The organism is Clavibacter vidaverae (assembly GCF_047529985.1).
Classification (GTDB): Bacteria; Actinomycetota; Actinomycetes; order Actinomycetales; family Microbacteriaceae; genus Clavibacter; species Clavibacter nebraskensis_A.
On the sequence record NZ_JBLJAM010000001.1, the window covers coordinates 380,324 to 406,643 of the forward strand.

The window sequence follows — 26,320 nt, forward strand, 5'->3', positions numbered from 1 at the left end:
GGAGTCGGGCCTGAAGGAGACAACCCCATGAGCGAATCCGTCAACCTCCCCGCACTCGGCGAGAGCGTCACCGAGGGCACGGTGACCCGCTGGCTCAAGAACGTCGGCGACCACGTCGAGGTCGACGAGCCCCTGCTCGAGGTGTCGACCGACAAGGTCGACACCGAGATCCCCTCCCCCGTCGCCGGCGTGATCGAGGAGATCCTCGTCCAGGAGGACGAGACCGTCGAGGTCGGCGCAGTCCTGGTGCGCATCGGCGACGGCTCGGGCGGCGGCGACGCGCCCGCCGAGGAGCCCGCGGCGCAGGCCGAGCCGGCCGAGGAGGCCGTCGACGACCAGGTCACGCCCTCCACCGAGGCGGACGACGACTCGCAGGCGCCCGCGCCGGTCGAGCCCGAGCCGGCGCCCGCCGCCGAGCAGCAGGCTCCCGCTCCCCAGGAGACTACGGCGCCCGCGCCGGCCGCCCCCGTCGCCGCGGCGCCCGCGCCGACCCCTGCAGCGGCTCCCGCGGCTCCCGCAGCCGCACCGGCTCCCGCCGCCTCCGGCAACGCCGGCTACGTCACGCCGCTCGTCCGCAAGCTCGCCAACGAGCGCGGCGTCGACATCAGCTCGGTGACCGGCACCGGCGTGGGAGGACGCATCCGCAAGGAGGACGTGCTCGCCGCCGCGGAGGCCGCCGCGTCCGCCAAGCCCGCAGCAGCGTCATCGGCACCCGCCGCTCCCGCGGCCGCTCCGCTGGAGACGTCGCCGCTGCGCGGCACCACCGCCAAGATGTCGCGCATGCGGAAGCTCATCGCCGACCGCGCGGTCGTCTCCATGCAGTCCACGGCGCAGCTCACGTCGGTGGTCGAGGTCGACGTCACGAAGGTGGCCCGCTTCCGTGACCGCGTGAAGGGCGACTTCCTCGAGAAGACCGGCGTGAAGCTCTCGTTCCTGCCGTTCTTCGCGCTGGCCGCCGCCGAGGCGCTCAAGGCCTACCCCGTCGTCAACGCGACGGTCGACGGCGACAGCATCGTGTACCCCGATCACGAGAACATCAGCATCGCGGTCGACACGGAGCGCGGACTCCTCACGCCCGTCGTGAAGAACGCCGAGGGCAAGAACCTCGCGCAGTTCGCGTCGGAGATCGCCGACCTCGCCGCTCGCACGCGCGACAACAAGCTGTCGCCGGACGAGCTGGCGGGCGGCACCTTCACGCTGACCAACACGGGATCCCGGGGCGCGCTGTTCGACACGCCCGTCGTGTTCCTGCCGCAGTCGGCGATCCTCGGGACCGGCATCGTCACGAAGCGCCCCGTGGTCATCACGGCGGACGGCCAGGACACCATCGCCATCCGGTCGACCGTGTACCTCGCGCTGTCCTACGACCACCGGATCGTCGACGGCGCCGACGCGTCGCGCTTCCTCGTGGCCGTGAAGAACCGCCTCGAGGCCGGCGCCTTCGACGCCGACCTGGGCATCTAGCACGCACGGGACCCGAGCGCCGACCGTCACCGGTCGTCCATCAGGTCCCTGATCCGCCACCCGGCCTCCCCCCTGACGATCAGGAGGGAGGCCGGTCGGCGTCCGGGGCCTCCCGTCGCATCCGCGCCCTCGGCGGGATCCGGACGCAGCTCCACGAGCGCCCCGTCCCCCATCCGTCGCGCCGGCCCGCGCAGGTCCGTGACGTGCAGCGAGCCGTCGCCGGAGTGGTCGCCACCGCCTGCGGAGACCGTCGTCCTGTCCGCGTCCTCGATCGCGGACCCTGCCTCGTCGACCGTGCTGACGCAGGCGAGGTCGGCCCGTCGGAGGCATGCCGCCCTCAGCCGGAGCAGCGCCGGTGCGGCGACGTCCGGGTCCGGGGAGCCGGCGGCGGCCGAGTCGGCGTCCGTCGTCTCCGGGATGGCGGATGGCGCCGCCGTCGGCAACTGCGTCGATGCGGCGTCCGACGGCGACCCCGTCGCGGTCGGCTCCGCCGTCGGCTCGGCCGCCTCGCCGTGAGCGGCGTCCGTCAGCAGGGGCAGCCCGACGGCGCCGACGGCGAGCAGCAGGAGCGCGCTCGCGCCGAGCACCCACACGCGCGGACGCACCGCGCCGAGCTCGCGCCGCATCACGCCGCGGAGACCGACCAGCCGCAGGGAGGCCCGCCGTGCGGGTGACTCGCGAGCCGCTCGATGACGGTGCGCGTCGATCCGGGGAGTCCGCGCGTCGGCGCGTTCCCGCGGTCGGCTCCTCCCCGCCCGGCGCCGGAGATCGGCTGTGCTCGCGGTGTCGGCCAGGCGCACGTCGACACCGTCGATGTCCGGTCGCCCGCCTGCGTCCGCCAGGGGTGCGGCGTCGGCGACGTCGAGCAGCCGCTCGGCCAGATCGTGCGCCGTGAGCGCGGACTCGCCGTGGATCACGGAGTCGAGGAGCTCGAGCCACGTGTCCCACCCGGCGTCCGAGACCGCTCCGCGAGCGTCGACGGGGTCGCGCAGGGCCCGGACCATCCGCGACACCCTCGTCAGGTCCTGCTCCACGGGGTCGCCGCCGCCCGCGTCCGCGAGGACCCCGCCGCCGGAGAGGGGGCGCGAGGACCCGAGGCCGCCGAGCAGCGGGCGTCCCGTCGCGTCGATCAGCACGTGGGTCAGGTCCGGGGCGCCGTGGGCGAGCCCGGCCTCGTGGAGGTCGCCCAGGCCGCGGAGCACCGAGACGACGAGGGTCACGGTCTCACCCGGCGTGAGGCTGCCCCGGCGTGCCAGGAGGGCCGCCGCGGTGCCGCGGGAGCCGAGCGTCTGGACGAGGCAGAGGCTCCCGTCGGCGAGCGTCGCCACGTCCCGCAGGGCGACCACGTGCTCGGAGACGACGGACTGGAGCGCCACGATCTCGGCCTCCCCGCGGCTGCGCTCGGTCGGCGGCACGATCTTGACGGCCACGTTCGTCGCTGCATCGTGGTCCGTGGCCCGCTCCGCTCGAGCGAGGTGCACCACCGAGGACCTGCCCCTCCCCACGAGACGGATGAGGCGGTAGCCCGCCACCAGAGGAGCTCCGTCGGCCGTGGTGTCCCTGTGCCGCCGCACCGGAGCACGCGGCCCGGTCTCGACGAGGCCTGCCCCGTCAGCCAGGGCTCCGCGCTCCCCGCGCCGTCGATCGTCGACCGTCGCTCCGCTCCTGCCACGAGTCCGTCCGTCGCGCATCGCCTCTCGTCCTCTCGTCCTCCATCCGCCGCTCTCGCCGCGAGGGCGGGAGGTGGGGTCCCGCGGCGAGGATGCCGTGCACCTGCCGAGCGGCGCCGACCCGTCGGGCATCCGGGGCGTCGCGGGGATCCGCGCTCCTGTGAGGGAGGGGTGAGGCGGCATCCGCCCCTCCTGGCCTCGATGACGCCGCCGCCGTTCCGGGAGCGCGTCGCGCACCGGTATCCTGAGCACCATGGCCCGCAAGACAGCCTCTCCGAAGGCGCCCAAGGAACCCGGCCGCATCAAGCAGATGTGGCAGGTCTTCCAGATGACCCGGCGGTACGACAAGAGCTCCGTCTGGTGGATGCTCCTGGCGCTGCTCGGCCCCCTCGTCGTCGGCATCCTGCTGGCGGTCTTCGCCACGGGCGGCAACTGGCTCACGGCGATCCTCTTCGTCATCGCCGGCCTGTTCGCGGGCGTCCTCGCCTTCCTCATCGTCCTCGGACGCAAGGCGGAGCGCGCAGCGTACCTCCAGATCAAGGGCCAGCCGGGCGCCGTCGGCGTCGTGCTGCGCAGCTCCCTCAAGCGCGGATGGGTGGGCAGCGAGATGCCCGTCGCCGTCAACGGCAAGTCGCAGGACGCGGTCTACCGCGCCGTCGGCCGTCCGGGCGTCGCGCTCATCGGCGAGGGGCCGAAGAGCCGCACGACCCGCATGCTCGAGGACGAGCGCCGCAAGATCGCCCGCGTCCTCCCCAACGTCCCGGTGCACTTCGTCTTCGTGGGACCGGATGCGGACTCCGTCGAGCTGCACAAGCTCGCGGGTCGCCTGCAGCGGTTCCCCCGCACGATCACCAAGGCCGAGGTCCTCGCCGTCAACAACCGGCTCACCTCTCTCGGCCAGAACAGCATGCCGATCCCGAAGGGCGTCGACCCCTTCAAGGTGCGCCCGTCGCGCGCACGCTGATCCCGAGCTCGACGGGCGTTTGCGCGGGCCCCGTGCCCCGCGCAGACTGAGCCCATGGATCCGGTCCTCGCCGCGGCGCTGCTGGGCGTCGACGTGGACGCCGACCGCTCCGCCGTCAACCGCGCCTACGCCCGGTACGCGCGGGACACGCACCCGGACCGCCTGCCCGGCGCGACACCGCAGCAGCTCCGGGTCGCCCATGAGCGCTTCGTGCAGCTGACGCTGGCGCGTGACGCCCTGCACCTCCGCCAGCGCATGGGCCCGCGAGCGGCCGACGGAGGGGCTCGGACCGGTCGCACGTCTCCCCCGGCACCGCCGTCGCCTCCGGCCACCCCGAGCGAGCGCCGATCCCCCTACGGACGCTCCCGTCGGGAGCTCGCCCGTCGCGGACTCGGTCCGTCCATCGCCGCGGTCTGCGCGCTCGCGGGCGTCCTGGTGGTCCTCGTCACGTTCCAGGACTCCACCCGCGCCCGGTTCACGACCATCGGGGCGGACCTGACGCAGGGGACGACCATCGTCCAGGTGCGCGACCCCGCCTCCCGTGCGAGCGAGTGCGTGGACGCCAGCTCCTGCACGCTGCTCGACATGACGGCGCCCGAGGACTGCAGCGCGGCCCTCGCGCGCTTCGAGGTGACGACGGGGCGATCGGACGACGGTCGGGAGACCGAGAGCCGCGAGCTGGGCGCGGTCCGCGCCGGCTCGCCCGCGCGCGTGGTGCTCGGCGGCGTGGATCCGGAGCTCGTCTACCTCGGGTGCGAGCCCGGCTGACCCCTCCCGCGGGGAGGCGCCGCCTCAGGACGTGCGGACGAGCACCGTCCCCGAGAACACGTCGTGGAGCCCGCGCTGGTCGGCGTTCCACACGACCGCCGGCACGACGAGGCAGACGAGGACCGTGCGCAGGGCGGGTCGCCACAGCGACACGTATCCGCCGCCGAGGGGCCGGACCCGCATGCCCAGCACGACGTGGCCGATGCTGCCGCCCAGGGTGATGACGAGCACGTACTGCATCACCGCGAAGATCGCGAGGGTCGCCGTCGCGTCGTAGGCGAGGAAGGCCCACGAGACGAGGACCGCGATGCCCCAGTCGATGCAGATGCCGACGATGCGCCGACCGGCGCGGGCCACGGAGCCGCGCCCGCGCTCCGGGAGGCCGAGTCGCTCCCCGGGCCAGCGGTTGCGGCCGGGGTCGCCGAGGTCGAGGTTCATGGGAGTCGCGGGCACCTCCCGATCCTAGGCGCGCCGCGGGTGGATCCCCTGATCCGCGGGCCATGGGAGCACTCGCCGACGCGCCCGGGCGAGGGTGCGTAACATCGCGGAAACACGGCGGTTATGGCGAGGTAACCCCTTCCCCCTAGGGTCGGAGAGGCTGAAACCGTCAGTCTCATCCGCTCCGGCCCCCTTTTGGAGACACCACATGTTCAGAGACTCATCCGAGGTGCTCGCGTTCATCAAGGACACCGACGTCAAGTTCCTCGATATCCGGTTCACCGACCTGCCCGGGGTGCAGCAGCACTTCAACATCCCCGCCTCCACCGTCGACGAGGAGTTCTTCTCCGTCGGCCAGCTGTTCGACGGCTCGTCCATCCGCGGCTTCGCCAGCATCCACGAGTCCGACATGCAGCTCATCCCCGACGTGACGACGGCGTACATCGACCCGTTCCGCATCGAGCGCACCCTCATCATGGTGTTCGACATCTACAACCCCCGCAACGGCGAGATCTACGCCCGCGACCCGCGCCAGGTGGCCAAGAAGGCCGAGAAGTTCCTCGCCGCGTCCGGCATCGCCGACACCGCGTTCTTCGCGCCCGAGGCCGAGTTCTACATCTTCGACGACGTCCGCTACGAGGTGAACCAGCACACGAGCTTCTACTCGGTCGACTCCGAGGAGGGCGCCTGGAACTCGGGACGCGAGGAGGAGGGCGGCAACCTCGGCAACAAGACGCCCTACAAGGGCGGCTACTTCCCCGTCAGCCCCGTCGACAAGCAGGCCGACCTCCGCGACGACATCAGCCTCAAGCTGATCGACGCCGGCCTCATCCTCGAGCGCGCGCACCACGAGGTGGGCACGGGCGGCCAGGCCGAGATCAACTACCGCTTCGACACGATGGTGCACGCGGCGGACGACATCCTGAAGTTCAAGTACATCGTGAAGAACACGGCCGAGCAGTGGGGCAAGACGGCCACGTTCATGCCGAAGCCGCTCTTCGGCGACAACGGCTCGGGCATGCACACGCACCAGTCGCTCTGGAACGACGGCAAGCCGCTGTTCTACGACGAGGCCGGCTACGGCGGCCTGTCGGACGTGGCGCGCTGGTACATCGGCGGCATCCTCAAGCACGCGCCGGCGATCCTCGCCTTCACGAACCCGACGGTGAACTCCTACCACCGCCTGGTGCCCGGCTTCGAGGCGCCCGTCAACCTGGTCTACTCGGCGGGCAACCGCTCGGCGTCGATCCGCATCCCGATCACGGGCACCAACCCGAAGGCCAAGCGCATCGAGTTCCGTGCGCCCGATGCCTCGAGCAACCCGTACCTCGCGTTCGCGGCGCAGCTCATGGCCGGCATCGACGGCATCAAGAACCGCATCGAGCCGCACGAGCCCGTCGACAAGGACCTCTACGAGCTCCCGCCCGAGGAGGCCAAGAACATCCCCCAGGTGCCCGCGTCGCTCGGCGCCGCGCTCGAGGCGCTCGAGGCCGACCACGAGTTCCTCACCGCGGGCAACGTGTTCACGCCCGACCTCATCGAGACGTGGATCGAGTACAAGCGCGAGATGGAGATCAAGCCCCTCGCGCAGCGCCCGCACCCGTTCGAGTTCGAGCTGTACTACGGCGTCTGATCCCGCCGGCGTCCCGCATCGGGCCGCATGACGCACGGGCCGTCCTCCTCCGGGAGGGCGGCCCGTCGTCGTGCGTGCGTGCGGCCGCGGCGCGAGCGCAAGCGGGCATCCGCGGCGCGTCAGGCGCCGCGCGGCTCCGGACGGTCGTCCAGCCCGTAGAAGAGGCGCTCGAAGACGGCGCGCGAGCGACGCGTCACGCCGAGGTACTCCTCCTCGAGCACCGACGCCGAGCCGGGCGGGTACTCCAGCAGCCGCGCGATCGCGTCGAGCGCGGCCCGGTCGGCGGGGAGCACGTCGGCCGTGCGGTTGGTCCACAGGGTCATCGCCGAGCGCACGCGGGACGCCAGCAGCCAGGCCTCCCGGAGCCTGGCCGCGTCCTCCCGGTCGACGAGACCGGCCTCGACCGCGGCGTCCAGGGCGCCCAGCGTGGTCGGGGTGCGCAGGGCGGGGTGCGCGTGGGCGTGCTCCAGCTGGATCAGCTGCACGAGCCACTCGACGTCGCTGAGCGATCCGCGGCCGAGCTTCAGGTGCCGTGTCGGATCCGCGCCCTGCGGAAGCCGCTCGTTCTCGACGCGCGCCTTGATGCGCTTGATCTCGCGGACGTCGGCGTCGCCGATGCCCTCCGGGTAGCGGAAGCGGTCGGCGAGCTCGGTGAAGTCGGCGATGAGGCCGCTGTCGCCGACGACCCCGCGGGCGCGGAGCAGGGCCTGCGCCTCCCAGGTGAGCGACCAGCGCTCGTAGTAGGCGCGGTAGGACGCGAACGAGCGGACGACGGGACCGTTGCGCCCCTCCGGTCGCAGCCCCGTGTCGAGGTCCAGCGGCAGGCGCGAGTCCTCCGTGAGGCGCGTCAGCTCGGAGACGATGAGCTGGGCGCGGCGCTGGGCGAGCTCGGGGTCCATCCCGGCGATGGGGCGGTACACGTGCATGACGTCGGCGTCGGATCCGAAGCCCAGCTCGGCGCCGCCGTAGCGGCCCATCGCGACGACCGCGAACTCGGGCCAGGGACCGTCCTCGCGGCGGATGGCGCGCATGACGCCGCGCAGCGTCGCCGTGGTGATGTCCGCGAGCGAGGGTCCCAGGGTCTCGACGTGCGTGACGCCCACGATGGCCCCGATGGCGAGCCGGAGGATCTCCCGTCGGCGGAGCGTGCGGAGCGCGGCGGCCGCGGCGTCCGGGGTCGGGTGCCGGTTGACCGTGGCGACGGCCTCCTCCTCGAGCGCGGCCCACGTGCGCGGGCGGAGGTCCTCGTCGCGGGCGAGCCAGGCGGCGGCCTCGGGGACGCGGTCGAGGAGCTCCGAGACGTAGCGGGATCCCGACAGCACCTGCGCCAGCCGCTGCGCTGCGCCGGACGAGTCGCGCAGCATCCGGAGGAACCACGTCGCCTCCCCCAGCGCCTCGCTCAGGCGGCGGAACGCGAGCAGGCCGTGGTCCGGATCCGGTCCGTCGGCGAACCACTGCAGGAGGACCGGCAGGAGGTGCCGCTGGATGGCGGAGCTGCGCGAGACCCCCTGCGTGAGCGCGCGGATGTGCGCGAGGGCGCCGCGCGCGTCGACGAAGCCGATGGCCGACAGGCGGGCGGCTGCCTGGTCGCTCGTGAGCGCCAGCGTCTCCTCGGGGAGCGACGCGACGGCCGCGAGGAGCGGCCGGTAGAAGAGCCGCTCGTGCAGCGTGCGCACGCGCGTCTTCGTCGCCGTCCAGCGCTCCGTGAGCTCCTCCGCGCGCGCGTCGAGGCCCGTGCTGCGCGCGAGGACCCGCAGCCGCTCCTCGTCGACGGGCATGAGGTGGGTGCGGTGGAGCCGGTCGAGCTGGAGGCGGTGCTCGAGGAGCCGCAGGTACCGGTAGTCGCGCGCGAAGTCGCCGGCCTCGGTGCGCCCGATGTAGCCCGCGTCGGCGAGGGCGACCAGCGCGGGCAGCGTGCCGCGGTGGCGCACCTCCTCGTCGGTCTGCCCGTGCACGAGCTGCAGCAGCTGCACGGTGAACTCGATGTCCCGGATCCCGCCCGGCCCCAGCTTGATCTGCTGGTGGAGCTGGTCGGCGGGGATGTTGTCCGTGACGCGCGTGCGCATCCGCTGCACCTGGCCCACGAACCCCTCCCGCGAGGCGCTCGACCAGACGAGCGGGGCGACGGCGTCGGCGTACCGCTCCCCCAGCTCGACGTCGCCGGCGAGAGGGCGGGCCTTGAGCAGCGCCTGGAACTCCCAGTCCTTCGCCCAGCGGTCGTAGTACGCGAGGTGCGAGTCGAGCGTGCGGACGAGCGCGCCCGCCTTGCCCTCGGGACGGAGGTTCGCGTCCACCTCCCAGAGCGCCGGCTCGACCTCGTGCTCGTCGATCCCGCGCATGGTCAGGACGGCGAGGCGCGTGGCAAGCTCGACCGCGCGGTGCGGCTCGATGAGCGGCTCGCCGTCGGCGTCGGTCGCGGCCTCGGCGACGAAGATCACGTCGACGTCGCTGACGTAGTTGAGCTCGCGCGCGCCCGCCTTGCCCATGCCGATGACGGCCAGGCGCGTGGCCCGGATCTCCTCAGGCCGCGCCCGCCCGAAGGTGCCCGCCGCGGAGAGCTCGGCCCGCGCGACGGCCAGCGACGCCTCGAGCGCCGCGCCCGCGAGGTCGGCGAGGGCGGCGGTGACGGGGCGCACGGCCACCAGCGGATCCGGGTGCACCAGGTCCCACGCGGCGACGCGGGCGACGAGCGCGCGGTACCGGATCCGGAGCGCCGCACGCGCCTCCGTGCCGGTGAGGGCGGCGACCCCGTCCTCGGCGCCGACCGCGTCGAGCAGCTGCTGCCGGACGTCGTCGGGTGCCGGGAGGTGGCCGAGGGGCCGCGCGAACGCGTCGAGCTCAGCCGGGTGGCGGGCCACGAAGTCGGCCAGCCCGTGGGAGGAGCCGAGCACGCGGGCGAGACGGTGGCGCGCGTCGTCGTCCGCGAGGACGGCGCGCGTGCGGGCGGGGTCGATGCGCAGCAGGTGCACGAGCGCGTCGAGCGCGGCGTCGGGGTCCGCGCTCGGCGTGAGCGCGTCCACGAGGTCGGACTCGGCCCAGCCCGCGAGCTCCGCCGCCTCCGCGAGCGTCGCGCCGACCTCGCTCAGGCGCGAGAAGCCCGCGCGCGCCAGGGCGCCGATCAGGGTCTGGCCGCGTCTCATCGGGGTCTCCGGCCTCGTCGTCGGATGTCGGTGCGGATGCGGCTGGCGGGGATCCGCGTCAGAGCATCTCGAGGTTGGACCGCAGCTCGTACGGCGTCACCTGGGCGCGGTAGTCGCGCCACTCCTGCCGCTTGTTGAGCAGCACGTAGTTGAACACCTGCTCCCCCAGCGTCTCGGCCACGAGCTCGGAGCGCTCCATCAGCTGGATCGCGTGGTCGAGGCTCGACGGCAGCGGCGCGTAGCCGAGGGCGCGTCGTTCGGCGTCGCTCAGGCTCCACACGTTGTCCTCGGCCTCGGGCGGGAGCTCGTAGCCCTCCTCGATGCCCTTGAGGCCGGCGGCCAGCATGAGCGAGAAGGACAGGTACGGGTTCGCCGCGGAGTCGATGGCGCGGTACTCGACGCGCGAGCTGTTGCCCTTGTTGGGCTTGTACAGCGGCACGCGCACGAGGGCGGAGCGGTTGTTGTGCCCCCACGTGACGAAGCTCGGCGCCTCGCCGCCGCCCCAGAGCCGCTTGTACGAGTTCACGAACTGGTTCGTGACGGCCGTGATCTCGGGCGCGTGCTTGAGGAGGCCCGCGATGAACTGCCGGCCGATGGTGGAGAGCTGGTACTCGGCGCCGGACGCGTAGAACGCGTTGACGTCGCCCTCGAACAGCGACATGTGCGTGTGCATCCCGCTGCCCGGCTGGTGCGCGAGGGGCTTCGGCATGAACGTCGCGTAGACGCCCTGCTCGATCGCCACCTCCTTGATGACCGTGCGGAACGTCATGATGTTGTCCGCCGTGGTGAGCGCGTCGGCGTAGCGCAGGTCGATCTCGTTCTGGCCGGGGCCCGCCTCGTGGTGGCTGAACTCGACCGAGATGCCGAGGTCCTCGAGCATGCGCACCGAGCGGCGGCGGAAGTCGTGCGCCGTGCCGCCGGGGACGTTGTCGAAGTAGCCCGCCGCGTCCACCGGCTCGGGGCCGTCGACGCCGAACTCGCTCGACTTGAGGAGGTAGAACTCGATCTCGGGGTGCGTGTAGAAGGTGAAGCCGCGGTCGGCCGCCTTCTCCAGCGTGCGCTTGAGGACGTTGCGGGGATCCGCGATGGCGGGCTGCCCGTCCGGCGTGGAGATGTCGCAGAACATGCGCGCCGTCGGGTCGATCTCGCCGCGCCACGGGAGGATCTGGAACGTCGTCGGGTCCGGGTGGGCCAGCATGTCGGCCTCGTACGAGCGGGTGAGGCCCTCGATGGCCGAGCCGTCGAACCCGAGGCCCTCCGCGAACGCGCCCTCGACCTCGGCCGGGGCGATCGCCACGGACTTCAAGGTGCCGGTCACGTCGGTGAACCACAGGCGCACGAACTTGATCCCGCGCTCCTCGATCGTCCGCAGGACGAAGTCACGCTGCTTGTCCATCCACCACCCTCTCGTCGGAGTCCAACCTACCGGCTGACCAGGGGTCGGGCCGAGCGCCCGCGGGGCCCGCCGTAGACTCCGTGACATGCAGAGCCCCGACGCTGCCGTCCCCCCGACCGAGCCCGCCCGCCTCCCGTCGGAGCCCGCCGCGCCGCCCAAGCGCGTGCGCATCCGGCACTTCGCCCGCGCCAAGGAGCAGGGCCTCCGGATCACGGGCCTCACGAGCTACGACATGCTCACGGCCGGCGTGTTCGACGAGGCGGGCATCGACTTCCTGCTCGTGGGCGACTCCGCGGGCAACACCGTGCTGGGCTACGACACGACCGTGCCCGTCACGGTCGACGAGCTGATCCCCCTCGCTCGCGCCGTGGCGTCCTCGGCCCAGCGCGCGCTCGTGGTGGCCGACCTGCCGTTCGGCTCGTACGAGTCCGGTCCCGACCAGGCGCTCGCCACGTCCGTGCGCTTCATGAAGGAGGCGCGGGCCCACGCCGTCAAGCTCGAGGGCGGCGTCCGCAGCGCGGAGCAGATCCGCCGGGTCGTCTCCTCGGGCATCCCGGTGATGGGCCACATCGGCTTCACGCCGCAGAGCGAGCACGGCCTGGGCGGCCACATCATCCAGGGCCGCGGCGACGCCGCCGAGGCGCTGCTCGCCGACGCGCGCGCCGTCCAGGACGCCGGCGCCTTCGCCGTGGTGCTCGAGATGGTGCCGCAGGAGATCGCCCGCCGGGTGAGCGAGGAGCTGCGGATCCCGACCATCGGCATCGGCGCGGGGAACGGCACCGACGGCCAGATCCTCGTGTGGACCGACTTCGCCGGCCTCACCGCGGGCCGCGTGCCGCGCTTCGTCCGTCGCTACGCGGACATGCGCGCCGTGCTGCTCGACGCCGCGACCCGCTACCGCGACGACGTCGTCTCCGGCGCGTTCCCCGCCGAGGCGGAGAGCTACTCCGACTGACGCGGCGTCAGTCGTCGCCGCGCTCCTCGGCGGCCCACTGCTCGGCGCGCTCGCGGAGCCGCTGCGGCGCCCGGGCCGCCTCCTCCGCGGTCGCGAACGGGCCGATCCGGTGGGCCGCCGGGGACAGCATCCCCTTCTCCACCTCGCCCGTGCGGTCGTCGTACCAGTACTGCTCGTCGCTGTCGCTCATGCTGCCGATGCTAGGCCCGTCCGTGCCGCGCACGGGGGCCGGGACGGGGCGGGCGAGCCGGTAGGGTCGCTTCCATGAGCGACGACGCGACGACCGCAATCGGCATCGACATCGGCGGGACCGGGATCAAGGGCGCCATCGTCGACGTGGCGACGGGCGAGCTGCGCAGCGAGCGCGTGAAGCTGCCGACGCCTCAGGGCGGCGAGCCGGACGACATCGTCGCCACCGTGAAGCAGATCATCGACGCGCTCGGCGAGGTGCCCGCGGGCACGCCGCTCGGCGTGTGCTTCCCGGCCGCGATCGTGCACGGCACGACCATGTCGGCCGCGAACGTCTCCCCCACCTGGATCGGCCTCGAAGCCGAGAAGCTGTTCGAGGAGCGCCTCGGCCTCGAGATCACGTTCGTCAACGACGCGGACGCGGCCGGCTACGCCGAGGCCCGCTACGGCGCGGCCAAGGACGTGCGCGGCCTCGTGATCATGACCACGCTCGGCACGGGCATCGGCACCGCCCTCATCCACGACGGCGTGCTCATCCCCAACGCCGAGCTCGGCCACATGGACGTCGCGGGCCGCCGCGACTTCGAGCGCCGCGCCTCGTACGCGGCCAAGGAGCGCGCCCACCTCAACTGGAAGCGCTGGGCGGCGAGGCTGCAGGTCTACTACGGCCAGCTCGAGAAGCTGATGTGGCCGGAGCTGTTCATCGTGGGCGGCGGCGTGTCCAAGAACCACAAGCACTTCCTGCCGCTTCTGCGCCTGCGCACGCCCATCGTGCCGGCGGAGCTGCGCAACAACGCGGGCATCATGGGTGCCGCGGCCCTCGCCGCCCACGCGGTGGGCGCGAGCACGCACGCACCGGCCTCCGACCTCGTCGACAAGACGAAGCCCGAGGACTGAGCGCACCCGACGCGCACACGACGAAGCGGCCGGAGCCCCGAGGGGATCCGGCCGCTTCGTCGTGTGGTGCATGGTGCGTGGTGCGGATGGGCCGGCTGATACGCCGGGTTCTGTCCCGGTGCTCAAGGCACCATGGACGGCCATCTATCTCGGAGCTGCGTCACCGCAGCCCTCCAGCGGTCTACCCGGGGACTGGACGAGCAGCCTGTGCGTCCCCTGTTCGACCTTGCTCCGGGCGAGGTTTGCATAGCCGACCCGATCACTCGGGCCGCTGGTGGTCTCTTACACCGCCGTTTCACCCTCACCCGCCGCTCGCGCGACGGGCGGTCTGCTCTCTGTTGCACTGTCTCGCGGGTCGCCCCGGGTGGGTGTTACCCACCGCCCTGCTCTGCGGAGCCCGGACGTTCCTCGACGCGGCGTCTCCCGGAGGATCCACCGCGGCGCGACCGTCTTGCCGACCCATCCGCGGGGACGAGTCTAGGGCAGCCGCCGGGCGGCTCTCCCGTCAGAGGCCGGACTCGTCCGTGCGCACGAGGATCGCGTTGCTCTCGGGGTCGATGACCACGTCGTCGGGCGCCCGCTTGCGCAGCGCGTCGAGGTCGCTCTGGTGCAGCGCGATGTTGCTGCCGAGCGAGATGCCCCGGTGCAGCATCGCCGCGCCCACGCCGTAACGGGCGCGCTGCTTCTCGTAGAGCGCGAGGAGGTCCTCGGGGAACCGGGGCGCCAGCGCCTCCCGGTCCTTCTGCGCCTGCTCGGCCTGCACGCGCAGCTCGACGGCCGCGGCGTCGCGCTCGGCCTCGACCGCGGCGAGGCGGTCGGCCAGCGCGTCGCGCTCGACGACGACCTCGGCCTGCGCGGCCTGGGCCTCCTCGAGGCGCTGCATCACCTCGAGCTCGACCTCCTCGAGTGTGTCCCGGCGACGCAGGAGCGACTCCAGCTCGCGCTCGAGCGCCTGGACGTCCTTCGAGCTGCCGCCGGCCTCGATGCGGCTGCGGTCGCGGTCCATGCGGGCCTGCACCACGGCCACGTCGGACTCGATGCGCTGGAGCTCGGTCTGCGCGTCCTCGACGACGCCGGTCCGCTCGCCGAGACGGCGGCGGACGAGCTCCATCTCCCGCTGGAGGGCGTCGATCTCCTTCAGCTGCGGGAGCTGGGCGAGCTGGCGCTTCAGGTGCGTGAGCCGGGTGTCGATCTCCTGCAGGTCGAGGAGCTCCTTCTGGATGCTCGGATCGGCTTTCATGCTCTCCCTCTCGTGGTGCGGCGGACGCGGCGCGCGCGCCTGCCGGTGGTGCGGGTGCGGCTCGGGCCGCGGGTCGTCACTGCGTGACGACGAAGTCCCAGGGGTCGGTGCGGATGTCGCTCACCGTCACCTCGACGTCCGGCAGCGCCTGCCGCAGCGTGTCGGCGGCCGCGTCGAGCCAGAGCCACTCGCTGGCCCAGTGCGACGTGTCGATGAGGCACGGCCCGCTCCCGCGCTGCGCGGCGGCCTCGCGGGCCTCGCTCGCGGGATGGTGGCGGAGGTCGGAGGTGATGTAGACGTCGGCCGCCTGCACCTCGGGAGCGCCGAGGAGCGAGTCGCCGGCGCCGCCGCAGAGCGCGACGCGGGTGATCGGCGCGTCGTAGGCGCCGGCAGCGCGGATTCCCGTGGCGGTCGGCGGGAGGATCCTCGCGAGCTCGCCCGCGAGACGCCCGAGGGTCGTGGGCGCGGGGAGGTCGCCGACCCGGCCGATGCCGCGGACGCCGCCCTCCGCGGGCTCGAGGGGGCGGAGCGTCTCCGGGAGCAGCCCGAGCAGGGCGGCGAGCCGGCCGGACGTGCCGTCCTCCACGACGTCGGCGGTCGTGTGCGCGGCGTAGAGCGCGCAGCCCGCGCGCACGAGGTCGGTGAGGAGCGCGCCCTTGTAGCCGGTCTCGGCGATGGTCGTCACGCCGCGCAGGAGCAGCGGGTGGTGGACGAGGAGCAGGTCGGCGTCGGCGGCGACGGCCTCGTCCACGGTCGCGCGGACCGCGTCGACGGCCAGGTGGATCCGCCGCACGGGGCGCCCGGGGTCGCCGCTGACGAGGCCGGAGGCATCCCAGTCGGATGCACCGGCGGGGGGCCAGGCGCCCTCGACGGCTCGGACGGCGTCGGCGAGGGTGGGGGTCACGTCGCCCATCGTAACGAAGGGGCGGTCCGGGCCCGGCGCGCGCGGGGGCGGATCAGCTCCGACCGCGGCGCGGCGGGCGCGGGTCGTCGTCGTCCGCGTCGACGCCCGGCGAGGGCACGAGCGGGTCGAGGGGCCAGAGGGCGCGCTGGGCGGATCCGGGGTGGGTGCTCGACCCGTGGGTCGCGGCGTCGACCACGGACCAGGAGGCCGCGTCCTCGACCTTCTCGGGGTTCATGACTGCACAGTAGCGCCAACGGACCGTGAGTACGCGAACGGATGCATGGGCGGATACGGCGGCCGCCGTCCCGCCGGCCGCCGTCCCGCCGGACGCGCCTCCGCGCGTCAGCGGACGCCGCGCGCCGTCAGCGCGTCGCCCAGGTCGTCGGCGTGCTTCAGCGCGACGACGAGGAAGGGGACGACGAAGGTCCGGAGCCCGGCGCGACCGCCGCGGGCGCGCTGCGCGTCCCGGACGTCCCCGGCGAGGCGGGCGAGGACGGGCACCGTCGACACCGTGACGGTCATGAGGAGCGCGACCCTCTCGGTGTCCACCCCCAGCCGGGCCAGCGGACGGAGGCCACGCTCGACGGAGTCGAGGAGCGCGGTGGTCGAGGTCGTGAGCACGAGGAGGCCCGGGATCGCGACGGCCGTCGCCACGCGGGCCGTGTTGGCGACCGCGTGCTCCGGGCCGAGCAGCACCGCCTGGCAGAGCAGCGTGAACAGGAGGAGGTACCGCACCGCCCGCAGCTGCGACGCCAGGGCGCGGAGCCCCAGGGCGCCGTCGCGGAGGTCCGCGGCGGCGTAGGCGACCACCGCGACCGCGGGGGCGACGATCGCGCCCGCCCAGGTGGACGGCAGGAGGGAGACCGCGAGCACGACGGCGGCCAGGAGGAGGGCCTTCGGCCCCGTGCGCATGCGGGCGAGGCGGCCCGGGGCGCGCGCGGCCGACGTCATCCGAGCAGCGCCTCGTACTCGGCGACCACCTCGGCGGGCGTCCCGACGCGGGCCAGTCGTCCGCCCGCGAACAGCACGGCCGCGTCGCAGCGCCGGGCCACGGCGAGGTCGTGCGTGACGAGCACCAGCCGGTGGCCCTCCTCGAAGAGGTGGTCGGCGACCCGTCGCGCGTTGCGCGCGTCGAGGTACGCCGTGGGCTCGTCCGCGACCACGAGCTCTGGCCGGCGGACGAAGGCGCCCGCGAGCGCCAGCAGCTGCTTCTGGCCGCCGGACAGGTCGTGCGACGGACGGTCGGCGAGATCGACCAGGCCGAACCGGGCGAGGGCGTCCGCGACCCGGGCGGCGGTCGCGTCGCGCGCGAGGCGCTCGGAGCGCAGCGAGAACGCGACGTCCTCCCGCACCGTGGGCATGACGATCTGCGCGTCCGGGTTGCTGAAGACCAGCGCGACCCGACGCCGCAGCTCCCGGGCGTCGCGCGCGGGATCCAGGCCCAGCACCCGCAGGTCGCCCGTCGATCGCGGCACGAGCCCGCCGACCAGCCGCGCGAACGTGCTCTTGCCCGATCCGTTCTCGCCGATCACCGCCACGGTGCGCGCGTCGAGGTCGAGCGTGACGCCGGCCAGGACGTCGACGTCGCCGAGGCGCACGCCGACGCCGTCGAGGCGGAGGGCGACGCCGGTCACGCGGGGGACGTCGCGGACGCCCGGGACGCGGCGCGGGTCCACCCGCCCCGACGACGGAAGGCGCGAGGGTAGCCGCGCACCAGCGTCATCACGATGCCCGTGGCGATGGCCGCCTTGACCAGGTCGCCGGGGAGGAACACGAGGCTCGTGTACGCGGTCTCGACGAGCGGGAGGCGCGTGACGGCGCTCTGCACGGGGATCCCGACGGCGTAGATCGCGAGGATGCCGCCCGCCACCATGGCGACGGCGGTGCGGACGACGGCGGGCTTCCGCCCGCCCAGGTGGACCACCGCCCCGACGACGAGCGCGCCGAGGACCCACCCGACGAGGTAGCCGGCGCTCGGTCCGACGAAGACGCCGAGGCCGCCCGTGCCGCCGGAGAGGAGCGGCAGGCCGACGGCGACGAGCGCCAGCAGCACCAGGATGCACAGGGCGCCCAGCCAGGGGCCGAGGATCGCGCCGGCGAGCATGACCCCCAGCGTCTGCGCCGTGATGGGCACGCCGCCGAGGACGCTGATGCCGCCCGGGAGGCCGAGCACCGCGATCACCGCGGCCAGGACGGCCACGCGGGCCAGGTCGGCGGCGTCCACGCGGGAGGCGCGCTCGGGCGGGAGGGTCGGGGACGTGGTCATGCTCTTCCTCCGCATCGGGGGGCTTTCCTGAACGGCGTTCACCTGAACGCCGTTCACTATAGTGGCGGCATGGCGGAGGCGCGCGGCGGCAGGGGGCACACCCGCGACGACGTGGCGCGGGCCGCCCTGCGGATCCTCGACGAACACGGCCTCCCCGACCTCACCATGCGCCGCCTGGCCGCTGTCCTCGAGGTGCAGCCGAGCGCGCTCTACTGGCACTTCCCGGACAAGCAGGGACTCCTCGCCGAGGTGGCCGACCGGATCGTGGCCGAGTCGGCGTCGCACCGCCCGCGCCGGCCGAGCGGGCGACGCCCGTGGGACGAGCGGGTGCGCGACGAGGCGACCGCCCTGCGCGTCGCGCTCCTCGCGCACCGCGACGGCGCGGAGGTCGTCGCGAGCACGGCCGTCCTCGGTCTGGGCTCGTCGGCGGCCCGTCGCGCGCTCGCCGACGCCGTGGCCGCGAGCGGCGCCGGCGAGGCGGACACCGCACGCGCGGCGGCGGCGATCCTCCACTTCGTGCTCGGCCACGTGGCCCACGAGCAGCAGCGGGATCAGCTGGCTCGGCTCGGGCTCGTGCACCCGGCGCCGTCGGCGCGCACCCGGCGGGAGTCCGCCGACGGCTTCCGCTTCGGCGTGGAGCTGCTCGTACGCGGCCTCGGGGACCTGCGGGCGCACGGGCGCGAGTCGGGCGGACGCGGCCAGGCGGACCGTGACGGGAACGAGGTGGGCCCTGCCGGGCTCGAACCGACGACATCCACGGTGTAAACGTGGCGCTCTACCAACTGAGCTAAAGGCCCTGAACGCCGGGGAGCCGGCGCCCCGCCATGCTAGCCGACGCCGTCGGCGCGCCACGGCCCGGTGCCGGGCGGCCGCCGTAGCCTCTCCCCCGTGCCCATCCACCCCTCGCGCCGCACGGTCGCGGAGCCCCGCTGGCCCGCCGGCGTCGGCGTCGTCCTGGCCGTCGTCCTCTACGGGATCGCTCCCACGGCCGTGCCGACCGGCGTCCGGATCGCCGTCGTCGTCATCGCCGTCGCCCTGCTCGTGCCGCTGGTCGCGCTCAACCCGAGGCGCCTCGCCCGGGAGACGGCGTGGTCGCGCGGGCTGGGGCTCGCGCTCGGCGGCCTCCTGCTGGTCGCGAACCAGGTGAGCCTCGTGGTGCTGGTGATCGCACTGGTCGACGCCTCCGAGGCGGGCCCCGAGCTCCTGCTCACGGCGCTGCAGGTCTGGACCACGAACGTCCTGGCGTTCGCGCTCGTCTACTGGGAGCTGGACCGCGGCGGCCCCGTGGCCCGGCGGATCCACGCCCGCGCCGCACTCGCGTCGGCCGACTTCCGCTTCCCCCAGGACGAGGACGCGGGCGCGGTGTCCGAGGTCGCGCGACGCTCGTCGGAGCACGCGGACTGGGTGCCCGGGTTCGTCGACTACGCCTACTTCTCGCTGACCAACTCGATGGCGTACAGCCCCACCGACGTCATGCCGCTGTCCCACCGCGCCAAGGGGCTCATGGCCCTCGAGGCGTTCGCGGGCTTCGTGATCCTCGCCCTCGTGATCGCGCGCGCCGTCAACATCCTCAGCTGAGGCGCGGCGGGAGCCGGATCAGGCGGGGACGAGCGCCAGGTCGCGGATGGCGGAGCGGTACGCCTCGAGCTCGCGGGCCTCGCCCGGCGCGGTGATGAAGCTGCGGCGGATGATGCCGCGGGTGTCGATGAGGAAGGTCGCGCGGTTCGCGAACCCCTTCTCCTCGAGGAAGACGCCGTACTCCTTGGCGACCTGGCCGTGCGGCCAGAAGTCGGCCAGGAGCTGGAAGTCGATGCCCTGCTGCTGGGCCCATGCGCGCAGCGTGTGCTTGCTGTCGACGCTGATGCCGATGAGCTCCACGCGGCTGTCGGCGAACATGCCGAGGTTCTCCTCGAGCTGGCACATCTCGCCCGTGCAGGTGCCGGAGAACGCGAGGGGGAAGAAGACGAGGGCGACCGCGCGGTGGCCGCGGTACTCGCTCAACCGGACCCGCTCGCCGTACTGGTTGGCGAGCTCGAAGTCGGGAGCCTGTGTGTCGTTGGCCAGGGCCATGGGATGCGGATCCTTCCGTGCCGGCAGATGTCCCCTGTCTGGCACGAGGGTCGATCCTACGCCGGGCCCCCGGGATGTCCAGCGCCGGACGCCCGCGGCCGCGCCGCGGGCGCGCCGACCGGTCGTCCGTCGCGGTCGGTCGGCATGGGTAGGCTGGCTCTCGGCGTACGCGCGGTCTCGCACCCTTCGAGCCCCGTGGCACCGAAGACGATGTCTGCACACCACAGGAAGAGGTCGAGGGTGACTGTCAACGACCAGGATCCGTACTCGGTGAACCACACCGACCAGGATCCGGAAGAGACCGCCGAATGGAACGAGTCGCTCGACGGACTCGTCGAGACGCAGGGCCGGGGTCGCGCTCGCGACGTCATGCTCAGCCTCCTCAAGCGCTCGAAGGAGCTGCACCTCAACGTGCCGATGGTCCCGACCACGGACTACATCAACACCATCGCGGCGGAGAACGAGCCCGACTTCCCCGGTGACGAGGACCTCGAGCGCCGCTACCGCGCGTGGATCCGGTGGAACGCGGCCGTCACGGTGCACCGGGCCCAGCGCCCCGGCATCGCGGTCGGCGGCCACATCGCGACCTACGCCTCCTCGGCGGCCCTCTACGAGGTCGGCTACAACCACTTCTTCCGCGGCCAGGACCACCCGGGCGGCGGGGACCAGGTCTTCGTCCAGGGCCACGCCTCCCCCGGCACCTACGCCCGCGCCTTCCTCGAGGGACGCCTGAGCGAGCACCAGCTCGACGGCTTCCGCCAGGAGAAGAGCCACGAGGGCGGCGGCCTCTCGTCGTACCCGCACCCCCGCCTCATGCCGGAGTTCTGGCAGTTCCCCACGGTCTCGATGGGCCTCGGTCCGATCAACGCGATCTACCAGGCGCAGGCCAACAAGTACCTCACCAACCGCGGCATCAAGGACGCCTCCGACCAGCAGGTCTGGGCGTTCCTCGGCGACGGCGAGATGGACGAGGTCGAGAGCCGCGGCCAGCTCCAGGTGGCGGCGAACGAGAAGCTCGACAACCTCAACTTCGTCATCAACTGCAACCTGCAGCGCCTCGACGGCCCGGTCCGCGGCAACGGCAAGATCATCCAGGAGCTCGAGAGCTTCTTCCGCGGCGCCGGCTGGAACGTCATCAAGGTCGTCTGGGGCCGCGAGTGGGACGACCTGCTCGCCCGCGACACCGAGGGCGCGCTCCTCGACCTCATGAACCGCACGCCCGACGGCGACTACCAGACCTTCAAGGCCGAGAGCGGCGCCTACATCCGCGAGAACTTCTTCGGGCGCGACGAGCGCACCGCGAAGCTCGTCGAGGGCTACACCGACGACCAGATCTGGAACCTCAAGCGCGGCGGCCACGACTACCGCAAGGTGTACGCGGCGTTCAAGGCGGCGAGCGAGCACACGGGTCAGCCCACGGTGATCCTCGCGAAGACCGTCAAGGGCTACGGCCTCGGCCCGAGCTTCGAGGGGCGCAACGCGACCCACCAGATGAAGAAGCTCACGCTCGACAACCTCAAGCAGTTCCGCGACGAGATGCGCGTGCCGATCACGGACGCCCAGCTCGAGGAGAACCCGTACCTGCCGCCGTACTACCACCCCGGCCAAGACGACGAGGCGATCCAGTACATGCAGGAGCGCCGTCGTGCGCTCGGCGGGTACTCGCCGGAGCGCCGCACGAACCACACGGCCATCTCGCTGCCCGACGACTCGGCGTACCGCATCTCCAAGAAGGGCTCCGGCACGCAGGAGATCGCCACGACCATGGCGTTCGTCCGGCTGCTGAAGGACCTCATCCGCGCCAAGGACTTCGGCAACCGCGTCGTCCCGATCATCCCGGACGAGGCCCGCACCTTCGGCATCGACGCCTTCTTCCCGACGGCGAAGATCTACAACCCGAACGGCCAGCACTACACGTCGGTCGACCGCGAGCTGCTGCTGTCCTACAAGGAGAGCCCGCAGGGCCAGATCGTGCACGTGGGCATCAACGAGGCGGGTGCACTGGCGGCGTTCACGAACCTCGGCACCACGTACTCGACGCAAGGCGAGCCGCTCATCCCGATCTACGTCTTCTACTCGATGTTCGGGTTCCAGCGCACGGGCGACGCGATCTGGGCGGCGGGCGACCAGATGGCGCGCGGCTTCCTCATCGGCGCCACCGCCGGTCGCACCACGCTCACGGGCGAGGGCCTCCAGCACGCCGACGGCCACTCGCTGGTCCTGTCGGCGACCAACCCCGCGGTCGTCTCCTACGACCCGGCGTACGCCTACGAGATCGGGCACATCGCGCGCACCGGCCTCGAGCGCATGTACGGCGGCGAGCACGAGGACCCGAACGTCATGTACTACCTCACGGTGTACAACGAGCCGATCATCCACCCGGCCGAGCCGGAGGGCGTGGACGTGGACGGCATCGTCCGCGGCGTCTACAAGCTCAAGGACGGCTGGATCGACGGCCCGAAGGCGCAGCTCATGGCGTCCGGCGTCGCCGTCCCGTGGGCGCTCGAGGCGCAGCAGCTCCTCGCCGACGACTGGGGCGTGTCCGCCGACGTCTGGTCCGTCACCTCGTGGGGCGAGCTGCGTCGCGACGGCCTGGCCGCCGAGGAGCACAACCTCCTGCACCCGCACTCCGAGACCCGGGTCCCGTACCTGGAGGAGAAGCTGCGCGGAGCCGAGGGCCCGTTCGTCGCGGTCACCGACTTCTCGCACGCGGTGCCCGACCAGATCCGCCAGTTCGTCCCCGGCGACTACTCGACGCTCGGCGCCGACGGCTTCGGCTTCTCGGACACGCGTCCGGCGGCCCGCCGCTTCTTCGCGATCGACGGCCCGTCGATGGTCGTGAAGACGCTCCAGCGCCTCGCCAAGCAGGGCAAGGTCGACCAGGACGCGCCGAAGTGGGCGATCGACAAGTACCGCCTGCTCGACGTGAACGCCGGCACGACCGGGTCGGCCGGCGGCGAGGCGTGAGCTGCGCCGACCTGACGTGACCCCGAGCGACCGGCACGACACCGACGTGGAGACCGGGGAGACGAAGGCGGAGACGCTGACGTGGCTCCGGTCCCTGTCGGGCGAGCTCGCGAGCGCGACGCTCAAGCGGCTGGAGGACACGCTGCCCTGGTACGGCGACATGCCGCCGGGGCGGCGGTCCGCCGTGGGCCTCGTGGCTCAGGCCGGCATCACGTCCTTCATCCACTGGTACGACGATCCGGACTCGACGCCGTGGATCGCGGCGGACGTGTTCGGCGCGGCGCCGCGCGAGCTGCTCCGCTCGGTGAGCCTCCAGCAGACGCTGCAGCTCATCCGGGTGACCGTGGAGGTCGTCGAGGACCGCGTGCGCGAGCGCCACCGCACGGTGCGCGATGCGATCCTGCTCTACTCGCGCGAGATCGCCTTCGCGGCCGCCGACGTCTACGCGCGTGCCGCGGAGGCCCGCGGCCTCTGGGACGCGCGGCTGGAGGCGCTGGTCGTCGACAGCATCCTCTCCGGCGAGTACGACGACGAGCTGCCGTCGCGCATCGCCGCGCTCGGCTGGCACGGCCACGGCGAGGTGTCCGTGCTCGTCGGCACCGCGCCCGCGGTCCTCGACGTCGACCAGCTGCGTCGCACCGCTCGTCACCTCGACGCCGACGTGCTCATCGGGGTCCAGGGCAGCCGCCTGGTCCTCGTCATCGGACGCGCGTCGCCCGCCGCCGTGGATCCGGATGCCCCCGTCGCCGAGGCGGCCCCCGTCGCCTTCCTCGAGATCGCGAGGCAGCTGGAGCCCGGCTTCGGCGCCGGACACCTCGTGCTCGGCCATGAGGTGCCGAGCCTCGTCGAGGCGTCCCGCAGCGCCCGAGCGGCCCTCGCCGGGTTCGCTGTCGCGCGCTCGTGGCGGAACGCGCCGCGGCCCACGCTCGCCGACGACCTGCTGCCCGAGCGCGCCCTCGCGGGCGACCCGCTCGCGCGCTCCACGCTGATCAACCGCATCTACAAGCCGCTGCAGGCGCACTCGACCGAGCTGCTCGCGACGCTCTGGTGCTACCTCGACACGGGGCGCTCGCTCGAGGCCACGGCCCGCGAGCTCTTCGTGCACCCCAACACGGTCCGGTACCGCCTCAAGCGCGTCTCGGACGTCATCGGCTGGGACGCCACGGGGGCTCGTGAGGCCCTCATCCTCCAGGCGGCGCTCATCATCGGCAGCATCGCGGAGGCGGGGACAACCGTGCCCAAGCAGCAGGGGTCGGGGCGCGCCCGGCCGAAGCGCCAGGCCGCGCGGTGACCGCCGCCCGGTGTGGCGCCGACACAATGTCGCGGCGGATCCTCTGTAGGACGTCGACTCCGACGCGGCCGGCGCGGAGCGGGAGGATGGACGGATGATCATCGTCGTCTGCCCGGGTCAGGGCTCCCAGAAGCCCGGCTTCCTCTCCCCCTGGCTCGAGCACCCCGAGCACGCGCGGCGTCTCGGCGAGCTCGGCGACGCGGCCGGGCTCGACCTGGTCACGCACGGCACCACGTCGGACGCGGACACCATCCGCGACACCGCCGTAGCCCAGCCGCTCATCGTCGCGGCCGGGATCATGGCCCTCCACGCGCTGCTCGCCGACGGCCGCGACGCCTACGTCGCCGGCATCGCGGGCCACTCGGTGGGCGAGATCACCGCGGCAGCCGGCGCGGGCATCCTCACCGACGCCGAGGCGATGGCCCTCGTGCGGACCCGCGGGGACGCGATGGCCGAGGCCGCCGCCGTCACCCGCACGGGCATGAGCGCCGTCGTCGGCGGAGACCAGGACGCCGTCCTCGCGCGGCTCGCGGAGCTCGGCCTCGAGCCCGCCAACTACAACGGCGGCGGCCAGATCGTCGTCGCCGGCGACCCGGACGCCCTCGCGGCGCTCCAGGCCGAGCCCCTGCGCGGCACGCGCGTCATCCCGCTGCAGGTCGCCGGCGCGTTCCACACGCACCACATGGCGCCCGCCGTGGAGACGCTGCGCGAGGCCGTCGCGCCGCTCGCGCCCCGCGACCCGCGCTTCCCCATCTGGACCAACCGCGACGGCAGCCGCGCCGAGTCCGGCGCCGCGTTCCTCGACCTCGTCGTGGGCCAGGTCGCGAGCCCCGTGCGCTGGGACCTCTGCATGGAGGCGTTCGACGCGGCCGGCGTCACGGGCCTCATCGAGGTCGCCCCCGCGGGCGCGCTCACCGGCCTCGCCAAGCGCGGCCTCAAGGGCCTGCCCACGCTCGCGCTCTCCACGCCCGACGACCTCTTGGCGGCCATCGACATGCTCGACGCGCACGCCTGATCCGCCTCACCGACACCGAACAGGCACCCATGACCGACCAGCCCCGCCCCACCATCCGGACCGCACCCGTGGTCGAGCGCTTCACCCGCATCTGGGGCCTCGGCGCCGCGCGCGGCGAGCTCGACGTCCCCAACGACGACCTCGTCGGCCCGATCGACTCCTCCGACGAGTGGATCCGCCAGCGCACCGGCATCATCACCCGCAAGCGCGCAGGCGCCGACGTCGACGCGGTCGACCTCGCGACCACCGCGTCGCTCGAGGCCATCGCGAAGGCCGGCATCCGGCCCGAGCAGATCGGCATCGTCCTCGTGTCGACGGTGAGCAACACCGTGCAGACGCCGTCGATGGCCGCGCTCCTCGCCGACCGCATCGGCGCGAACCCCGCGCCCGCCTACGACATCTCGGCCGCGTGCGCCGGGTACACGTACGGCATCGCGCAGGCCGACTCCTTCATCCGCTCGGGCCTCGCGGAGTACGTCCTCGTGGTGGGCGCCGAGAAGCTGTCCGACATCGTCGATCCGACGGACCGCTCCATCTCGTTCCTGCTCGGCGACGGCGCCGGCGCCGCGATCGTCGGCCCGAGCGACATCCCCGGCATCTCCCCCACCGTCTGGGGCTCCGACGGGTCGAACTGGGACGCGGTCGGCATGACCGGCACCCTGAAGAGCATGCGCGACGGATCCGCCTGGCCGACGCTCCGCCAGGACGGCCAGAAGGTCTTCCGCTGGGCCGTCTGGGAGATGGTCAAGGTCGCCAAGGAGGCGCTGGACCGCGCGGGCGTGACGCCCGACCAGCTCGCCGCCTTCATCCCGCACCAGGCCAACATGCGCATCGTGGACGAGTTCGCGAAGCAGCTCGGCCTGCCCGATACGGTGGCCATCGCCCGGGACATCGCGACCACGGGCAACACCTCCGCCGCGTCGATCCCGCTCGCCACCCACCGCCTGCTCGAGGAGGACCCGTCGCTGTCCGGCGGTCTCGCCCTGCAGATCGGATTCGGCGCCGGTCTCGTCTTCGGCGCGCAGGTCGTCGTCCTGCCCTGAGCCCCACCGC

Annotated in this window: 24 protein-coding genes, 1 tRNA gene and 1 other RNA gene; 12 read left to right on the plus strand and 14 right to left on the minus strand. The window is 73.2% G+C overall.

What is annotated here, in order from left to right; all coding sequences use genetic code 11:
* Positions 1-27 precede the first annotated feature (27 nt).
* Positions 28-1,464 (plus strand): 2-oxoglutarate dehydrogenase, E2 component, dihydrolipoamide succinyltransferase, encoded by a 1,437-nt coding sequence (gene sucB / locus ACMT9T_RS01775; RefSeq protein WP_414743970.1) that lies wholly within the window; start codon positions 28-30, stop codon positions 1,462-1,464.
* Positions 1,465-1,490: 26 nt separating this feature from the next.
* Here sucB and ACMT9T_RS01780 read toward each other — a convergent pair whose 3' ends face one another.
* Positions 1,491-3,155: a protein kinase domain-containing protein gene (locus ACMT9T_RS01780; protein ID WP_414743971.1), complete on the minus strand. Its 1,665-nt coding sequence runs from the start codon at positions 3,153-3,155 to the stop codon at positions 1,491-1,493.
* A 232-nt stretch (positions 3,156-3,387) separates the two neighbouring features.
* Between ACMT9T_RS01780 and ACMT9T_RS01785 the strand changes: the two genes are divergently transcribed.
* On the plus strand, positions 3,388-4,098 hold the full coding sequence (locus tag ACMT9T_RS01785) for a DUF4191 domain-containing protein (protein WP_116055460.1): 711 nt from the start codon (positions 3,388-3,390) through the stop codon (positions 4,096-4,098).
* Between the two features lie 54 nt (positions 4,099-4,152).
* Entirely contained in the window at positions 4,153-4,866 is a 714-nt protein-coding gene (locus ACMT9T_RS01790; RefSeq protein WP_414743972.1) for a J domain-containing protein, read from the plus strand.
* 24 nt (positions 4,867-4,890) lie between these two features.
* Here ACMT9T_RS01790 and ACMT9T_RS01795 read toward each other — a convergent pair whose 3' ends face one another.
* A complete protein-coding gene (locus ACMT9T_RS01795; protein ID WP_414743973.1) occupies positions 4,891-5,319 on the minus strand; it encodes an RDD family protein in 429 nt (142 codons plus the stop codon).
* A 193-nt stretch (positions 5,320-5,512) separates the two neighbouring features.
* Here ACMT9T_RS01795 and glnA point away from each other — a divergent pair, with 193 nt between their 5' ends.
* Positions 5,513-6,937: a type I glutamate--ammonia ligase gene (gene glnA / locus ACMT9T_RS01800; RefSeq protein ID WP_012298985.1), complete on the plus strand. Its 1,425-nt coding sequence runs from the start codon at positions 5,513-5,515 to the stop codon at positions 6,935-6,937.
* 119 nt (positions 6,938-7,056) lie between these two features.
* Here the strand turns inward: glnA and ACMT9T_RS01805 are convergent, their stop codons facing one another.
* Entirely contained in the window at positions 7,057-10,077 is a 3,021-nt protein-coding gene (locus tag ACMT9T_RS01805; protein WP_414743974.1) for a bifunctional [glutamine synthetase] adenylyltransferase/[glutamine synthetase]-adenylyl-L-tyrosine phosphorylase, read from the minus strand.
* 58 nt (positions 10,078-10,135) lie between these two features.
* Complete coding sequence (locus ACMT9T_RS01810; protein ID WP_116055456.1) at positions 10,136-11,473, minus strand: glutamine synthetase family protein; 1,338 nt, start codon at positions 11,471-11,473, stop codon at positions 10,136-10,138.
* An 85-nt stretch (positions 11,474-11,558) separates the two neighbouring features.
* On the opposite strand from ACMT9T_RS01810, the gene panB reads away from it, so the two are divergent.
* Entirely contained in the window at positions 11,559-12,428 is an 870-nt protein-coding gene (gene panB, locus ACMT9T_RS01815) for a 3-methyl-2-oxobutanoate hydroxymethyltransferase (protein ID WP_414743975.1), read from the plus strand.
* A 7-nt stretch (positions 12,429-12,435) separates the two neighbouring features.
* Here the strand turns inward: panB and ACMT9T_RS01820 are convergent, their stop codons facing one another.
* Entirely contained in the window at positions 12,436-12,618 is a 183-nt protein-coding gene (locus ACMT9T_RS01820; RefSeq protein WP_116055454.1) for an SPOR domain-containing protein, read from the minus strand.
* A gap of 74 nt (positions 12,619-12,692) precedes the next feature.
* Between ACMT9T_RS01820 and ppgK the strand changes: the two genes are divergently transcribed.
* Positions 12,693-13,514, plus strand: a complete 822-nt coding sequence (ppgK, locus tag ACMT9T_RS01825) for a polyphosphate--glucose phosphotransferase (protein ID WP_116055453.1) — start codon at positions 12,693-12,695, stop codon at positions 13,512-13,514.
* An 83-nt stretch (positions 13,515-13,597) separates the two neighbouring features.
* Here the strand turns inward: ppgK and rnpB are convergent.
* From rnpB to ACMT9T_RS01860, 7 genes are all read right to left on the minus strand, one after another.
* An RNA gene (gene rnpB / locus ACMT9T_RS01830) (RNase P RNA component class A) lies at positions 13,598-13,976 on the minus strand.
* A gap of 43 nt (positions 13,977-14,019) precedes the next feature.
* On the minus strand, positions 14,020-14,754 hold the full coding sequence (locus ACMT9T_RS01835; protein WP_414743976.1) for a zinc ribbon domain-containing protein: 735 nt from the start codon (positions 14,752-14,754) through the stop codon (positions 14,020-14,022).
* Between the two features lie 76 nt (positions 14,755-14,830).
* Positions 14,831-15,658 (minus strand): Nif3-like dinuclear metal center hexameric protein, encoded by an 828-nt coding sequence (locus ACMT9T_RS01840; RefSeq protein WP_414743977.1) that lies wholly within the window; start codon positions 15,656-15,658, stop codon positions 14,831-14,833.
* Positions 15,659-15,710: 52 nt separating this feature from the next.
* Entirely contained in the window at positions 15,711-15,893 is a 183-nt protein-coding gene (locus tag ACMT9T_RS01845) for a hypothetical protein (protein WP_414743978.1), read from the minus strand.
* Positions 15,894-16,000: 107 nt separating this feature from the next.
* The gene (locus ACMT9T_RS01850) at positions 16,001-16,609 is read right to left on the minus strand and encodes an energy-coupling factor transporter transmembrane component T (RefSeq protein WP_414743979.1); all 609 of its coding nucleotides are present in this window, start codon (positions 16,607-16,609) and stop codon (positions 16,001-16,003) included.
* Positions 16,606-17,292, minus strand: a complete 687-nt coding sequence (locus ACMT9T_RS01855; RefSeq protein ID WP_414743980.1) for an energy-coupling factor ABC transporter ATP-binding protein — start codon at positions 17,290-17,292, stop codon at positions 16,606-16,608. Before ACMT9T_RS01855 ends, ACMT9T_RS01850 begins: the two co-directional genes overlap by 4 nt.
* Positions 17,289-17,924, minus strand: coding sequence for a biotin transporter BioY (locus ACMT9T_RS01860; protein WP_414743981.1), 636 nt, complete (start codon positions 17,922-17,924; stop codon positions 17,289-17,291). Before ACMT9T_RS01860 ends, ACMT9T_RS01855 begins: the two co-directional genes overlap by 4 nt.
* Before the next feature lie 165 nt (positions 17,925-18,089).
* Between ACMT9T_RS01860 and ACMT9T_RS01865 the strand changes: the two genes are divergently transcribed.
* Positions 18,090-18,689: a TetR/AcrR family transcriptional regulator C-terminal domain-containing protein gene (locus ACMT9T_RS01865; RefSeq protein ID WP_414745847.1), complete on the plus strand. Its 600-nt coding sequence runs from the start codon at positions 18,090-18,092 to the stop codon at positions 18,687-18,689.
* On the opposite strand, the gene ACMT9T_RS01870 is transcribed toward ACMT9T_RS01865, so the two are convergent.
* Positions 18,649-18,721 (minus strand) — tRNA-Val (locus ACMT9T_RS01870). The genes ACMT9T_RS01865 and ACMT9T_RS01870 overlap by 41 nt on opposite strands.
* Positions 18,722-18,812: 91 nt before the next feature.
* Between ACMT9T_RS01870 and ACMT9T_RS01875 the strand changes: the two genes are divergently transcribed.
* A complete protein-coding gene (locus ACMT9T_RS01875; protein WP_414743982.1) occupies positions 18,813-19,502 on the plus strand; it encodes a hypothetical protein in 690 nt (229 codons plus the stop codon).
* Positions 19,503-19,520: 18 nt separating this feature from the next.
* On the opposite strand, the gene ACMT9T_RS01880 is transcribed toward ACMT9T_RS01875, so the two are convergent.
* Positions 19,521-19,994: a peroxiredoxin gene (locus ACMT9T_RS01880; protein ID WP_043669182.1), complete on the minus strand. Its 474-nt coding sequence runs from the start codon at positions 19,992-19,994 to the stop codon at positions 19,521-19,523.
* Positions 19,995-20,234: 240 nt separating this feature from the next.
* Between ACMT9T_RS01880 and aceE the strand changes: the two genes are divergently transcribed.
* The 4 genes from aceE (at position 20,235) to ACMT9T_RS01900 (ending at position 26,310) form a co-directional block, all read left to right on the plus strand.
* Positions 20,235-22,961, plus strand: coding sequence for a pyruvate dehydrogenase (acetyl-transferring), homodimeric type (gene aceE, locus ACMT9T_RS01885; protein WP_414743983.1), 2,727 nt, complete (start codon positions 20,235-20,237; stop codon positions 22,959-22,961).
* 16 nt (positions 22,962-22,977) lie between these two features.
* Positions 22,978-24,252, plus strand: coding sequence for a PucR family transcriptional regulator (locus ACMT9T_RS01890; protein WP_414743984.1), 1,275 nt, complete (start codon positions 22,978-22,980; stop codon positions 24,250-24,252).
* A 94-nt stretch (positions 24,253-24,346) separates the two neighbouring features.
* Positions 24,347-25,267, plus strand: a complete 921-nt coding sequence (locus tag ACMT9T_RS01895; RefSeq protein WP_414743985.1) for an ACP S-malonyltransferase — start codon at positions 24,347-24,349, stop codon at positions 25,265-25,267.
* Positions 25,268-25,296: 29 nt separating this feature from the next.
* Positions 25,297-26,310: a beta-ketoacyl-ACP synthase III gene (locus ACMT9T_RS01900; protein WP_414743986.1), complete on the plus strand. Its 1,014-nt coding sequence runs from the start codon at positions 25,297-25,299 to the stop codon at positions 26,308-26,310.
* The last annotated feature ends 10 nt before the right edge of the window (positions 26,311-26,320 follow it).

What these genes read in the sequence shown, in the direction of transcription:
- sucB (WP_414743970.1), top strand. Translation starts at nt 28, where the DNA reads ATGAGCGAATCCGTCAACCTCCCCGCACTCGGCGAGAGCGTCACCGAG.
- ACMT9T_RS01780 (WP_414743971.1), bottom strand. Translation starts at nt 3,155, where the DNA reads ATGCGCGACGGACGGACTCGTGGCAGGAGCGGAGCGACGGTCGACGAT.
- ACMT9T_RS01785 (WP_116055460.1), top strand. Translation starts at nt 3,388, where the DNA reads ATGGCCCGCAAGACAGCCTCTCCGAAGGCGCCCAAGGAACCCGGCCGC.
- ACMT9T_RS01790 (WP_414743972.1), top strand. Translation starts at nt 4,153, where the DNA reads ATGGATCCGGTCCTCGCCGCGGCGCTGCTGGGCGTCGACGTGGACGCC.
- glnA (WP_012298985.1), top strand. Translation starts at nt 5,513, where the DNA reads ATGTTCAGAGACTCATCCGAGGTGCTCGCGTTCATCAAGGACACCGAC.
- ACMT9T_RS01805 (WP_414743974.1), bottom strand. Translation starts at nt 10,077, where the DNA reads ATGAGACGCGGCCAGACCCTGATCGGCGCCCTGGCGCGCGCGGGCTTC.
- ACMT9T_RS01810 (WP_116055456.1), bottom strand. Translation starts at nt 11,473, where the DNA reads ATGGACAAGCAGCGTGACTTCGTCCTGCGGACGATCGAGGAGCGCGGG.
- panB (WP_414743975.1), top strand. Translation starts at nt 11,559, where the DNA reads ATGCAGAGCCCCGACGCTGCCGTCCCCCCGACCGAGCCCGCCCGCCTC.
- ACMT9T_RS01820 (WP_116055454.1), bottom strand. Translation starts at nt 12,618, where the DNA reads ATGAGCGACAGCGACGAGCAGTACTGGTACGACGACCGCACGGGCGAG.
- ppgK (WP_116055453.1), top strand. Translation starts at nt 12,693, where the DNA reads ATGAGCGACGACGCGACGACCGCAATCGGCATCGACATCGGCGGGACC.
- ACMT9T_RS01835 (WP_414743976.1), bottom strand. Translation starts at nt 14,754, where the DNA reads ATGAAAGCCGATCCGAGCATCCAGAAGGAGCTCCTCGACCTGCAGGAG.
- ACMT9T_RS01845 (WP_414743978.1), bottom strand. Translation starts at nt 15,893, where the DNA reads ATGAACCCCGAGAAGGTCGAGGACGCGGCCTCCTGGTCCGTGGTCGAC.
- ACMT9T_RS01850 (WP_414743979.1), bottom strand. Translation starts at nt 16,609, where the DNA reads ATGACGTCGGCCGCGCGCGCCCCGGGCCGCCTCGCCCGCATGCGCACG.
- ACMT9T_RS01860 (WP_414743981.1), bottom strand. Translation starts at nt 17,924, where the DNA reads ATGACCACGTCCCCGACCCTCCCGCCCGAGCGCGCCTCCCGCGTGGAC.
- ACMT9T_RS01865 (WP_414745847.1), top strand. Translation starts at nt 18,090, where the DNA reads ATGCGCCGCCTGGCCGCTGTCCTCGAGGTGCAGCCGAGCGCGCTCTAC.
- ACMT9T_RS01880 (WP_043669182.1), bottom strand. Translation starts at nt 19,994, where the DNA reads ATGGCCCTGGCCAACGACACACAGGCTCCCGACTTCGAGCTCGCCAAC.
- ACMT9T_RS01895 (WP_414743985.1), top strand. Translation starts at nt 24,347, where the DNA reads ATGATCATCGTCGTCTGCCCGGGTCAGGGCTCCCAGAAGCCCGGCTTC.
- ACMT9T_RS01900 (WP_414743986.1), top strand. Translation starts at nt 25,297, where the DNA reads ATGACCGACCAGCCCCGCCCCACCATCCGGACCGCACCCGTGGTCGAG.